This is a genomic window from Glycomyces sp. NPDC047010 (genome assembly GCF_040644205.1).
Lineage (GTDB): Bacteria > Actinomycetota > Actinomycetes > Mycobacteriales > Micromonosporaceae > Glycomyces.
In genome coordinates, this window is record NZ_JBEYVY010000012.1 from 127,397 (window position 1) to 139,875 (window position 12,479).

At 71.8% G+C, this 12,479-nt stretch carries 9 protein-coding genes and 1 tRNA gene; 3 read left to right on the plus strand and 7 right to left on the minus strand.

The window, feature by feature from the left end:
• The 3 genes from AB0A65_RS22770 to tig all read right to left on the minus strand — a co-directional run bounded on the left by AB0A65_RS22770 (window position 1) and on the right by tig (window position 4,219).
• Window positions 1–1,374 carry an ABC transporter substrate-binding protein gene (locus AB0A65_RS22770; RefSeq protein WP_359954151.1) on the minus strand — a complete coding sequence of 458 codons (1,374 nt, stop codon included), beginning with the start codon at window positions 1,372–1,374 and terminating at the stop codon, window positions 1–3.
• Entirely contained in the window at window positions 1,371–2,606 is a 1,236-nt protein-coding gene (locus AB0A65_RS22775) for a hypothetical protein (RefSeq protein ID WP_359954153.1), read from the minus strand. The genes AB0A65_RS22770 and AB0A65_RS22775 overlap by 4 nt, the downstream gene beginning before the upstream one ends.
• Before the next feature lie 200 nt (window positions 2,607–2,806).
• Window positions 2,807–4,219, minus strand: coding sequence for a trigger factor (gene tig, locus AB0A65_RS22780; RefSeq protein ID WP_359954155.1), 1,413 nt, complete (start codon window positions 4,217–4,219; stop codon window positions 2,807–2,809).
• Between the two features lie 253 nt (window positions 4,220–4,472).
• On the opposite strand from tig, the gene AB0A65_RS22785 reads away from it, so the two are divergent.
• From AB0A65_RS22785 to AB0A65_RS22795, 3 genes are all read left to right on the plus strand, one after another.
• Window positions 4,473–5,153 carry a ThuA domain-containing protein gene (locus AB0A65_RS22785; protein ID WP_359954157.1) on the plus strand — a complete coding sequence of 227 codons (681 nt, stop codon included), beginning with the start codon at window positions 4,473–4,475 and terminating at the stop codon, window positions 5,151–5,153.
• Between the two features lie 57 nt (window positions 5,154–5,210).
• Window positions 5,211–5,284, plus strand: a tRNA-Gly gene (locus AB0A65_RS22790).
• Between the two features lie 258 nt (window positions 5,285–5,542).
• Entirely contained in the window at window positions 5,543–6,106 is a 564-nt protein-coding gene (locus AB0A65_RS22795; RefSeq protein WP_359954159.1) for a hypothetical protein, read from the plus strand.
• Between the two features lie 56 nt (window positions 6,107–6,162).
• On the opposite strand, the gene AB0A65_RS22800 is transcribed toward AB0A65_RS22795, so the two are convergent.
• From AB0A65_RS22800 to pstA, 4 genes are read right to left on the minus strand one after another with little or no spacing between them, the layout of a single operon-like run.
• Entirely contained in the window at window positions 6,163–7,020 is an 858-nt protein-coding gene (locus AB0A65_RS22800; protein WP_359954161.1) for a sortase, read from the minus strand.
• On the minus strand, window positions 7,020–9,686 hold the full coding sequence (locus AB0A65_RS22805; protein WP_359954163.1) for a hypothetical protein: 2,667 nt from the start codon (window positions 9,684–9,686) through the stop codon (window positions 7,020–7,022). Before AB0A65_RS22805 ends, AB0A65_RS22800 begins: the two co-directional genes overlap by 1 nt.
• Window positions 9,683–11,356 carry a phosphate ABC transporter substrate-binding protein PstS gene (gene pstS, locus AB0A65_RS22810; protein ID WP_359954165.1) on the minus strand — a complete coding sequence of 558 codons (1,674 nt, stop codon included), beginning with the start codon at window positions 11,354–11,356 and terminating at the stop codon, window positions 9,683–9,685. The genes AB0A65_RS22805 and pstS overlap by 4 nt, the downstream gene beginning before the upstream one ends.
• Entirely contained in the window at window positions 11,353–12,471 is a 1,119-nt protein-coding gene (pstA, locus tag AB0A65_RS22815; protein ID WP_359954167.1) for a phosphate ABC transporter permease PstA, read from the minus strand. The genes pstS and pstA overlap by 4 nt, the downstream gene beginning before the upstream one ends.
• Window positions 12,472–12,479: the final 8 nt, after the last annotated feature.

A 12,479-nucleotide genomic window follows, 5' to 3' on the forward strand; every position in this document is an offset into this window, starting at 1 on the left:
TCAGAACCCGTTCACGAAGGCGAAGTCGGTCTCGTAGTGGCCGCCGCCGGAGCAGACGTTCCGCAGGACGCTCACCTGCGTGGCGCCGAAGGGCCCGTCCTTGTAGTTCAGGTCCGGGAACACGCCCGTGGAGAACGAGGAGCCCGCGACGGCGTCGAGGAAGGCGCCCCGGTCGAGGTCCTCCCCCGCCTTCTCCAGCATCTGGTGCAGGACCTTCGACTGGCCCCACATCATCCACGTGACGTCGTCGGCCTCGATCCCGGCCGCGTCGACCGCGGCGAGGAACTCGGGGTCGTACTCGCTCGCGTCGGCGAACGCCGGGGTCGGGTTGAAGAACCGGGCGCCCTCGGTGGAACTCGCCGCGCTGCAACCGGTCGAGGCGACCTGGTCGAGGCCCATGGAGACGCCGACGCCCACGAACTGGGGGCGGCAGCCGGAGGCGGCGGCCATCTCCAGGTAGAACGTGGGGCTGGTGAGCACGAAGACCGCGTCGTAGTTGCCGACGGTGCCGGTGCAGAGGTTCCCGGCGGCGGAGGAGCCGCGCTCGTTCTTGTCGGGGCGGAAGACGTCCACATCGCCGAACGCGTCGGTGAACCCCTCGACGGCGTCGTCGAAGTTCGGGGTGTTGGTGACGACCGCGGCGACCCGGGACGGGTCGGTCACGCCGAGCTCGTTCTTGATGTACTCGGCGAGCATCGGGGTCTGCTGGTGGTAGGTCATCGAGGCCGCGAAGTACGTGTCGAGGGAGCCCATGCCGGTCTCGGTGACGCCGGTGGACAGGTACGGGACGTCCTCGCTGGCGGCGTACTGGGCGCACGCCTGGATCTGGTCGGTGCCGCCCGCGCCGATGAGCGCGAACGCCTTCTGCTCCTCGGCCATGGTCTGGCAGACCTGCCGGGCCGTGGAGGGCCGGTACTGGTCGTCGGCGAACACGGTCTCGACGGTGCGGCCGAAGACCTCGACGGGCTTGCCGTCGTTCCCGTACTGCCAGTACAGGTCCTTGCCGGTCTCGAAGGAGTCCTGGCGCAGCGGGGCGGCGCCCGTGAGGGGCGCGTGGATGCCGATGGTGATGGTGGAGTCGGTGACGCCGGTGGTGTCGCCGTTCCCGGCGTTGCCGTTGTCGTTCCCGCCGCCGCCACCGCCGCCTCCTCCCCCGCCGTCGTCGGCGTCGCCGCCGGTGCCCCCGCCCGAGCCGCCGCCCGAGGAGTCCGTCCCGCCGGTGCCGTCAGTTCCGGTGCCGTCCTCGCCGCCGAGGCCGGGGTTCTCGCCGCCCGCCTCCACGAAGTCGTCGTGGACGCCGTCGTACTGGCCGCACGCGGGCAGTGCGAGGAGCGCGGCGGCCGCGAGGGCCAGCGCGATGCGCTTGCGGCTCATGGGCGTTCACCCCGCCCGGTGAGGCGCTGCCAGAGTCCTGCGGGGACGGGCAGGGCCCAGCCGCGGCGGTCGAGGTTGTGGGCGCGGATGCGGTCGATGGCGCCGCCGCCGCCCGCGGCGGCCCCGGAGGCGCCCATGACGGCGTAGAGGAGGTAGGCGGCGACGAGGCCCGCAGGGATGAGCGTCCACACGTACCAGGGGGCAACGGGCTCGAACGGCTCGTACGCGGCCGGGGCCATCTCCTCCGCGGAGGTGGCCTCGGCGGTCGGGGACTCGTCGGCGCCTTCGCTGCCGCCGCCTCCCGAGCCGCCTCCGCCGCCGGAGGACCCGCCCCCGCCGGTGGTGCCGGAGCCGTCGGTGCCGCCGTCGTCCGCGGCGTCGTCCTCGGGGGTGCCGGGGATGTAGGAGAAGGCCGCGCCGAGGCGGTAGGCGGTGGCCTCGTACTCGTCCACGGGGGTCTCGGTGTCGTCGCGCAGCGGGAGCTTGAGGTTGACCTGCCACGTGTCGATGGGGGTGGCGTCGTCCATGACGGGCATGAACATGACGCCGTAGTTCGCGAACGGGTCCTGGCCCCAGTCCTTCGCCATGGCGGTGAGGTCGAACGTCCACGTGGGCAGCGGGACCTCGACGACCTCGGGGCTCTCGCCGCCGTTCTCGACGGCCTCCTGGGCGGCGGCGAGGAGCTCTTCGGCCTCGGCGACCGCGTCGGGGTCGGGCTCCTCGCGCACGCCGGCGACGCAGCCGTCGCCCACGGGCGGCTGCACGTCCCACATCTCGGCCTCGCCGGTGGACCACGCCTCGGTGACGGGACACGCCTGGATGAGCTTGGCGAGGGGGTTGAAGGTGGGCGAGTCGCCCGCGTCGTTGCCTTCGGCCACGGTGAGGGTGAACGCGGTGACCTCGGAGCCTTCGGGGACGCCGCGCTCGGCGAGGTTGAAGGAGAGCGAGGAGACCTTGGTGTTCTCGCCGAGCTCGACTGCCACGGGCATCGTGGTGGCGGCCTGGGGGTTCGGGAGTTCGACCTGCTGGGCGAGCGGGCCGAGTTCGAGGGTCTCGTCGATCTGGCGGGTCCAGTACCAGGAGACGGCGTCGGCGCCGTAATCGAACTGGAGGTCCTCGCCTCCGGTGGCCTCCTCCTGCGCGCCGGCCGGGGCGGGCCAGGCGAGGAGGGCGGCGGCGAGCACTGCTGCGCCGAGTCTGGCCGCGATGGAACCCGATCGGGTGGGAATCATGGGGGGCACTCCCAGGGACGTTGCGTCGTTGCATCGAAGAGGTTAGATACACACCATAGGCGAAAGTGACGATCGTCTCTACCCGCGAGTAGCAAAAAATTCCGGCCAGACCCCTACCAAGCCGGTCCAATCATCCCAAAAGGACAAGGGGCCCAACGCTTTCGCGTTGGGCCCCTTGTAAAACGGGTGCGGAGGTGCAGCTAGTTGCGGTCCTCGGCGTCGCGGTCCTCGGACTCGTCCGAGTCGCCCTCGTCCGTGGTGTCAGCCTCGGCCTCGGCGGCGGCGCGGCCCGGGAAGAGGTCCTCCTCGGTCAGCTCCTTGCCGGACGCGTCGACGACCGACGCCTCCTTCACGACCTCTTCGAGGGCCAGCTGCTGGCGCAGCGACGCGGCGATCTGCTGGAGGCCGCCGTTCGTGCGCAGCTCGTCCACGAAGCGCTGGAACTGGTCCTGCGGGACGCCGCGCTGCTGGGCCTGGCGCACGACCTCGGCGGTCATGAGCTCGCCCGAGACCTCAAGCTCGCGCTCGCGCGCGATCTGGCCCAGGACGATCGACTGGCGCAGGTTCGACTCGACGTCGTCGCGCAGCTCCTGGTCGAACTCCTCGGCCGACTTGCCGGTCATCTGGAGGTACTCCTCGAAACCGCCCGCGACCTGCGCGACCTGCTCAAGCAGGTGCCCGCGGGTGTGGTCGACCTCGTCGGAGACGGTCTTCTCCGGCAGCGGCAGCTCGACGGCCTCAAGGAGGACTTCGAGGGTCTTCGCGCGGGCCTCGTTCGCCTTCGCGGTCTTGCCCTGGTTCTCCAGGCGCTCGCGGGTCGCCCCGCGCAGCTCCTCCAGGGTGTCGAACGGGCTGGCCATCTCGGCGAAGTCGTCGTCCAGGTCGGGCAGCTCGCGCTCCTTGACCTGCGTGACCTTGACCTCGACCTGGGCGTTCTCGCCCTCCTGCTCGCCGGCGAGGGTCGACTCGATGGTCTTCTCGTCGCCCGCGGACATGCCGATCAGGGCCTCGTCCAGGCCGTCGAGCAGGTTGCCCGAGCCGACCTCGTGGCTCATGCCGGTGACGGAGCCGCCCTCGACCTCTTCACCGTTCTGGGTGGCGCGCAGGTCGATCTGCACGAAGTCGCCGTCCGCGGCGGCGCGCTCGACGGCCTTCAGCGACGAGAAGCGCAGGCGCTGGGACTCGATGTCCGCGTCCACGTCCTCCTCGGAGACGTCGCCGGCCTCGACGGTCACCTTGAGCGACGCGAAGTCGGGGAGCTCGAACGCGGGGGTGACGTCGGTCTCGACGGTGAACTCGAAGGGCTTGCCCTCCTCGATCGGCTTGACCTCGGTCAGCTCGGGACGGCCCAGCGCGTTCACCTCGTTCTCGGTGACGGCCTTGTTCAGGTTCGCCTGCACGGCCGGGTCCATCGCCTGGGCGTAGACCGAGTCGCGGCCGACGCGCTGGTCGATCACCTGGCGGGGCGCCTTGCCCGGACGGAAGCCGGGGACCCGGATCTGCTGCCCGACGCTCTTGTACGCCTCGTTGATGTAAGGCGCCAGCTCCTCGAACGGCACCTCGACCGACAGCCGCACCCTGGTCGGGCTCAGGGTCTCGACAGTGCTCTTCACAGACGTACTCCTCGATCAGATCTCACTCGATTGCTTTCGCGTCGGCCGGATGCCTGATCCGGACCGGTGGGCCGCCGGCAGCGCAGCACGAACCCCCGCTCCGACCGAGTCTAGGCCGCCGAGGGGTCGGGGCCCCGCCGGGTGTGGTCGATATCGCCGCGCGTCACTGTTGAGCTGCGGCGCGGCCGGCGCCGCCACGGGAGGCCGAGATCGCCTAGACTACGGCCTGCAATCGTTCTCCCGAGGAGCTCCCATGGCCACCCCTGCATCCGCCAAGACGTTCCTGGTCTTCACGAAGACGACCGGTTTCCGGCACGACTCCATACCCGCGGGCGTCGAGGCGCTGCGCGGGATCGCCGCCGCGCTCGGCGGGAAGGTCGAGCACACCGAGGACTCGGCCGTCCACGACCCGGCCGAGCTGGCGAAGTTCGCGGCCGTCGTGTGGCTGTCCACCTCCGGGGACGTCCTCGGGGAGCTGGAGCGGGCCGCGCTCGCCGACTACGTGACCGGGGGCGGCGGCTGGCTCGGCGTCCACGGCGCGTCCACGGCCGAGCGGTCGTGGCCGTTCTACAAGGAGCTCGTGGGCGCCCGCTTCATCGGCCACCCGCCGGGGTGTACTCCCGGCGAGGTCGACGTGGTCGTGACCGACCACCCCTCGACCGCGCACCTGCCGAAGCGGTGGGCGTGGACCGACGAGTGGTACAGCTTCGACGCGCGGCCCGAGGGCGTCGAGGTGCTCCTGGAGGCCGACGAGTCGACGTACGAGGCGGGCGACCTCGCCATGGGCGCGCCGCACCCGCTGGCGTGGCACCGGCGCCTCGAAGCGGGCCGGTGCTTCTACACGGCGCTGGGGCACGACGCGGCGGCGTACGAGGACCCGGACTTCCTGGCGCACCTCACGGGCGGCCTGGGGAGCGTCGTTCACGGCGAGTGATCCGGCCCACGCGAGGGGATGCGCTACACTTGTGCCCGTTCCGCTTCGCGCGGACGCGCGGGTGTAGCTCAATGGTAGAGTCTCAGTCTTCCAAACTGATTGCGCGGGTTCGATTCCCGTCACCCGCTCCATAGTCCCGAACACCCGGTGCCCGCCCGAGAGGCGGGCATTTCTCGTATTCCGGATTCGCGCATTTGGCGCGGCTCCTCCCCTATTCACCACTTCCCGGTTCCGCCTGGTGAAGGCCCTTGCCGACGCAGTGAAACAAGACCACTCTGGATATTGAATAAGTACGGAACTTCTTGTCGCGCAGCATTTCTCAATAGGGGAAATCGGTATTCTCCGAAGAGGAGCAAGTCGCTTCAACCCTCTCTGACGGGAGTCAGTACATGCGCACCAAGTTGTTCCAGGGCCTCGTCGGCGCCGCCGCGGTCGCGGCGGTCCTCGGCGCCGGGGCGGCGCCCGCGTACGCGGAGACCGCCGCCGTCGACACCAGCGCCGTGGAGGCGGCCGCCGCCGGGACGTACTCGCAGGTCGTCGGCACGAACACCCTCACCATCGACCCCACCACCGCCGCCGGGCTCTCCGCGCTCGGCATCGAGCACTACGGCCTGTTCGCGACCAAGACCGAGGCCGCCCTCACCACCTACCAGTTCAAGGTCGTGGGCGACCCGTCCGACGGGACGGTCGAGCTGCGCGGCGGCATCGTCTTCACCGGCGACTGCGAGTACGCCGTGATCACCGGCCTGGTGATCGACAGCGCCACCGGAACGGTCAGCGGCCGCGTCAACCTCGGGGGCCGGATCGACCTGTTCCGCCTGGGCGGCACCACCGCCCAGGGCGTGGCCTGGCACTTCACCGGCGCCGGGGCGACGGCGCTCAACGACGCCCTGGGCGTCGCGGCCGTGCGCACCAGCCGCATCCTCGGGTACGACGCCACTGTCCTCGCCTAGCGAGCGCCGCACCCGAGGCGCGGGCCCCGGCGGGATCGCCGGGGCCCGCGTCCGCGTCAGAGCAGGTTGGGCAGCAGGCGGAACGCGGCCTCGTACAGGTTCCACATGACGGCGGCGAGCGCCGGGAGGCCCATGATGAGGGCTTCGCGGCGGCCGAGCCGGTGCCGCGTCCACGACATCGCGACGAGGGCGACGACGAGGGCCTGGAGCCAGAGCACGAGCGTGAACCAGCCGCCGGGGTCGGCGGCCATCGCGGTCTCGTCGGCGCCGACCGCCTCCAGGGACGCGGCCTCGGTGACGGCCCCGGCGGCGAGTTCGCGGTCGGTGAGTGTGGCGTCCACATAGATCGACTTGGTGGGCCGGAACGGGTTCCCTTCGGCGGAGACGAGGACGAGCGCGGTGTCGCCTTCGGCGCGGGCGGGGAGCGGGTCGCCGTCGCGGCGGACGCCGTCCACGGTGAACGTGAACGACCCGTCGGGGGTGACCACGCCGATCTCGTCCCCGGCGCTCAGGCCCGCGAGGTCCGCGAACGGGGCGCCGAACATCGACTGGCGGCCGTAGAGGACCGAGACGCCGGTCTGGCCGGGCAGGACGGAGTCGCGCCGGTGGCCCAGGCCGGAGTCGAGGTCGGCGGAGGTGGTGCCCTGGACGACCACGGCCCCGTCGAGGCCGAGCTCCCCGATCGTGAGCTTCGCGAGGGGCGTGCCCGCGGGGATCGACTCCAGGACGGCGCCGGGGTCGGCGATCTCGGCGCTGATCGCGTCGTCGAGGACGGCCTGCTCGCGGTGGGCCTGAACCCAGGAGAGGCCCACGGCGAACACGACGAGGCCGAGCGCGCCGACCGAGATGCGAAGCAGCGCAGGGGTGAGCGATCGGGCGACGGCGCGGACCGCGGCCTTGCGGGAGCCGGGCACTAGCGCCTCCCCGCCAGGTTCGCGCCCGCGGCGGCGAGGCGCCGTACGGGCCAGGCGGCGGCGTGGACGAGGCGGCCGAGCCGGGAGGCCGGGTCGGCGCCGATCGCGCCGGAGGCCATCGCGGCGGCGAGCGTGCCCGCGCCGAGGGCCAGCGCCCCGGGCAGCGCCCAGGTCGCCCAGCCCGCGTCCTCCGCCTGGGTGGCGGTGGTCTGGAACGCGCCGTCGCCGGAGCCCGGCGGGGCCTCGGAGGTCGGGTCGGCGCTCGGGGCGGCCCCGGGGTTCGGGACGGCACTGGACGTGGCGTCGCCGGACGGGTTCCCGGTGGGGACCGATGCGGGCGGGGTGGTGGGCGAGCCGCCGATCGGGTCGTCGTCCACGCCGGGCGGCGGGTCGAGGTCGTCGGGGTCGTCGACCGGCGGCGGGACGACGACGGCGCCGTCCTGGGTGCGGATCGACTCGGCGGCCTGGACGGATTGGACGGCGAGCTGCGGCGGCAGGGACAGGTACCCGGTGGGCAGCCTCCCCTGCGACGCGCCGGGGACCTGGCCCGCGATGACGGCGTACTCCAGGAACTCGGCGTACCCGGCGGCGGTGGCGTCGTCGAGGCCGTCGGTGGGGGCGGCGCCGTAGACGAGCATCGTGCCCGGGTAGGCGCCGCGGGCGGCGACCTCGCCGTAGTCGATGCGGATCATCCCGGAGTCCTCGTCGATGACGCCGCCCTGGACGGCTTTGAACATGTTCGCGGTGGTCGGCGCCGCGAACACGGGCGCCCCGGCATCGTCGGCGCCGCCGGTGGACAGGGCCGCGAGGTTGAGGCCGTACCGGTCGGCGGTGGCGAGGTCGACGATGCCGATCATGTTGCGGAAGCCCATGTCCTGCGGGTCGGAGCGTTTGAGGACGAGGGGCTGGCCCGCGATCTCCTGGGTGGTGCTGAAGCGGGTCACCTGGAGGGACTGGGCGATGGCGAGGACGCGGGAGGCGATCGTGCGGATGCTCGCGCTGCTCTGCGAGAGGGCCTCGGGGAGGTTCACGCCGGTATAGGGGCAGTAGTTGAGGCCGCCGCCGCAGGTCTTCATGACCGCGTCGTAGGGCTTCGTGACGTCGGCGGCGTCGGCGGCGACGGTGTAGTTGTCGCGCCATTCGAAGCCGTCGACGGGGAGGGCCCAGCCGGTGAACAGCGGGTTGACGGTCATGCCGGACTCGTCGGGGGCGCCGGCGAGGAACGCGGCCGCGTCGTGGTCGGCGAGGATCCACTGGGTGACGGCGTCGGGGACGTCGCCGAGGCTCGACGGGAGCACGAGGGACGCCATCGGGTCGCCGCGGTCGAACGTGTCGAGGCCGCGGCCGTGGTTCCCGGACCGCTTGGTGACGTGCGGGTTGAGGGCCTGGAACTCGGGGTCGGCGAGCAGGTCGGTCGGGTTGCCCTCCAGGTGGCCGCAGAGCCACGGCTCGGAGCCGGAGCAGAACGTGCCCGTGTAGCTCTGCGTCAGGAGCTTCGCGACGAGCCGCGCGTTCAGGTGCAACTGCGTGACCTGCTTGCCGTCGCTGTCGTCGAGGACGAACGCGATGCCGAACCCGGAGATCGCGGCGGGGGCGTGGACGGTGGGCCGGTCGCCGCCGTCAGCGGGGCGGGAGCCGAGCACGAAGTCCTCTTCGCCGCCGGTGTACATCTGCCGGGCCAGGTTCTCGCCGCTGGACAGGTAGGTCATCTCCAGGGGGTCGTCGGCCCGGCACATCGCGGGGATCCAGCTGTAGAGGGCCTCGGCGGTGAGTTCGCTGCCCATGACGGGCAGGCGCGACTGCCCGGTGTCCTCGCAGTAGCCGTCGGGGGGCGCGAACTGAAGGGGGACCTCGATGCGGTTGCGCCAGTGGGAGCCCATGAGCGCGGACGTGTAGTTGTGGGTGGCGAGCGAGGAGTTGGAGGTCTGGTTGCACTTGAGCCGCTCGCGGGCTGAGGCGGCGGGGTCGCAGGTCATGGGTCGGACGGGGACGATGACGAGCGAGCATTCGGAGGCGGGTTCGCCGGCGGCGGGGCTGCGCCCGCAGCCGAGGGACGCGGGGCTCTCGTCGCCGGTGCGGATGGGGAAGTCGATGGCGCCGGTGCCGTCGGCGACGGTGAGGCCGACGCGCTCGCCGTACCCGTAGGTGAGCCAGTCGCTGGGCCCGTTGCTGCCGAACACGTCGGGGTAGGAGGTGCCCTCGATGTCGGTGAACGGGAGGACCGCGGAGGCCGGTTCGGGTGCGGTGGGCCAGGATTCGGCGAGGTCGGCCTGGGGGTGGACGGTGCGGTAGGTCGCCATGCAGTTCTCGCGCTGGGCGGCTTCGCCGGGGGCGTGGGCGCATTGGAGGATGAGCACGGGGTAGCGGGTCTGGGCGAGCGCGCCGTAGGACCCGGCGATGCCGCCGGTCTGCATGGAGGGCGTGAACCCGGACCATTCGACGCGGACGATCTCGTTGCGGAGGTCCTCGGTCTTGGAGACGGTGATCTCGCCGGTCGCGCCGTCGCTGAAGGTGACGTCCCTGGTGACGGCGCTGGTGCCGTCCTGCGCTCGGGCGGGTGCGGGGTGCAGGAGCGGGATGAGGAGGACCGCGGAGGCGGCGATGGTGAACGCGATCGCGGCGGCCAGGACCCTGCGGGGGCGGGCGCCGGGGCGGGTGGGGTTCATGTCCGGACTCCGGTGGAGGTCGAGGTGGCGCGCCGGGCGGCGCGGCCGGTGAGGTAGCGGGCGGCGACCGTGGGGACGACGAGGATCGCGAGGAGCTGGACGGCGGCGAGGACGATCGCGGTGAGCGGGATGGCTTCGGCGTCGGCGGACGCGAGGTTGGTGCCGCCGAGGCCGTCGCCGTCCCCGTCGGTGCCGATGGGGAGGCCCGTGTCGGGGTCGATCTCGACGCCTGACGTGCCGTCGGTGCCGGTGCCGCCGGGCCCGACGGTGCCGTCGGCGCCCCCGGTCCCGTCGCCCGTGCCGCCGGTGCCGTCCCCGGTGCCTCCGGTGCCGTCGCCGGAGCCGTCCCCGCCGCCGTCGGTGCCGCCGGGCCCGCCGGTGCCGTTGTCGGTCTCGCCGGTGCAGGGCCCTTCGTTCACCTTGTCGCAGTCGGGGATCGCGGGGGCGATCTCGGCGAGGAGGTTCCGGTTCGGGTCGGAGCCGTCGAACGTCGGGTTGTTGCAGTTCGCGGGGTCGGTGAGCTCGTCCCCGGCGTTCCCGGGGATGCGCTCGATCTGGTCGAACCCGGCCATGACGAGGTTGAGCGGCAGCGGCGAGTACCCGAGGGGCCCGGCCCGGTTCTGGCCCTCGCACAGGAAGTACCCGGCGAAGCGGCTGAGCGTCTCGCCCTTCGCGTCGGTCATGCCGTTGGACTTGTCGGTCGGGAGGATCATGTACGAGTAGGACGACAGCGGGTACGCGCGGGGGTCGGTGTGGTTGAAGACGCCGGTGAGGTCCTGCGTCAGGTACACGGCGGGGTCGGTGTCGTCGGTCTCGATCTCCGCCCTGGTGAGGGCGACGGCGACGTTGTACTGGGTCGGGAGTGTGTAATACCCGGCCTCGTTGAGGATCTTCGCGACGGGCCAGTCCCGTTCCAGCGCATAGGAGTACTCGACGTATCCGATGGCGCCGTCGCCGTAGTCGGCGCTGATGTACCGCTGCACGCCGTCGGACCCGTTCTGCGCGACGAACCCGGAGGCGGTCGGGTAGTAGGAGGTGAGCCCGGAGCGGCCGAAGAACGGGCGCCACAGGTCCGGGTACTGCTCGTCGAGGTAGGTGGTGAACTGGGCGGTCGTCCCGGAGCCGTCGGAGCGGACCACGGGGATGATCTTCTTGTCGGGCATCTCGACGCCGTTGTTGTCGCCGGTGATCTGCGGGTCGTTCCAGCGGGTGATCTCGCCGGTGAAGATCTTCGCGAGGGTGTCGCCGGAGAGGCGCAGGCCCTCGTAGTGCTCGCCGCGGACCTGGATGTTGTACATGAACGCGGTGCCGCCCGCGACGATCGGCATGTACCCGAAGCCGCGGGAGGGCAGGTCGTCCTGGTTGCCCGCGTCGTCGCGGCCGCCCTGGTAGGGGATCTCGGTGACGCCGAAGTCGGTGGTGCCGGACCGGAAGTCGGCGCGGCCGCGGGAGGAGCCGACGGGGTTGAAGTTGACGGTGAGGCCGTTGGAGTCGACGTCGCCGATCCACGTGTTGAGCGCGTTGAAGCTCCACGTGGAGCCGGAGCCGCTGATCGGGGGGAGGCTCTGGGCGTCCGCGGGGGCCGCGCCGCCGACGAGGGTGAGCGCGGCGGCCGTGAGCACGACGATTGCTCGCGAGATCCATTGGCGCGCTGGGGCTGCGGCGGTCATGACCGCCCTCCTTTGCGGTGCGAGGCGACGATGCGGGAGACGGTGAAGAGGACGAGCACGAGTGCGAGGAGCGCGGAGGCGGCGCCGAAGGCGCGGGCGATCATCTCCTCCTCGGGGAGGCGCGCGTTGTTGTAGATGAACGGCGGCAGGGAGGTCTGCCAGCCGGAGAACGGGTTGGCGTTGACGAAGTTCGAGTACCCGGCGGTGAGGACCACCGGGGAGGTCTCGCCGACGCCGCGGGCGACGCCGATGATGAGCGCGGTGGCGAGGCCGGGGCGGGCGGTCGGGAGGACCACGTGCCAGACGGTGCGCCACTGGGACGCGCCGAGCGCGAGGCTCGCCTCCCTGAGGCCGCCGGGGACGAGGCGCAGGACCACGTCGGAGGCGCGGGTGATGATGGGCAGCATCATGACCGCCAGCGCGAGGCTCGCGGCGAAGCCGCTCTGCTCCATGCCGAGCAGGAGGATCCCGGCGATGAGGATGAAGAGCCCCGCGCAGATCGAGGGGAGCGCGGTCATGGCCTCGACGATGGTGCGCACCCACTTCGAGAGCCGTCCGCCCACTTCGGACATGAAGACGGCGCAGGCGACGCCGAGCGGGAGCGCGACGGCGATGGACAGGAGCATCATCTCCAGGGTGCCGATGACGGCGTGGAGCATGCCTCCCTGCGTCAGGTCGGAGGAGTCGTCGAAGACGAGGGGCTCGGTGTAGAAGTTCCAGTGGGACAGGGCTTCGCGGCCGCGCCAGAACGTGGAGGCGATGACGGTGAGGAGCGCGGCGCCGACGACGACGGCGCCGGAGCGGATCACGGTGGCGGCGAGGCGGTCGGCGAGGACGACGCGCCCGTGCCGCTGGAGTGTGACGAGGACGTACATCGCTAGGAACGCCGCGTACCAGCAGAGCACGAACCCGAGGAGCCCCTCGGTGGGCAGGACCCGGTAGTAGAGGACCCAGACCAGGCCCAGCGACCCTGCGGCGCAGCCGATCTGGCTGATGCGGTCGTCGGTGTCGGCGGTGGCGACGCGGCGGGGCTCGTCGGGCGCCGAAGGCTCCGCCCGCTCCTCCTCCCCCACCGTCACCGTGGTCTCGGTTTCCTTTGTAGCCAGTGCAGTCACAGGGGGTC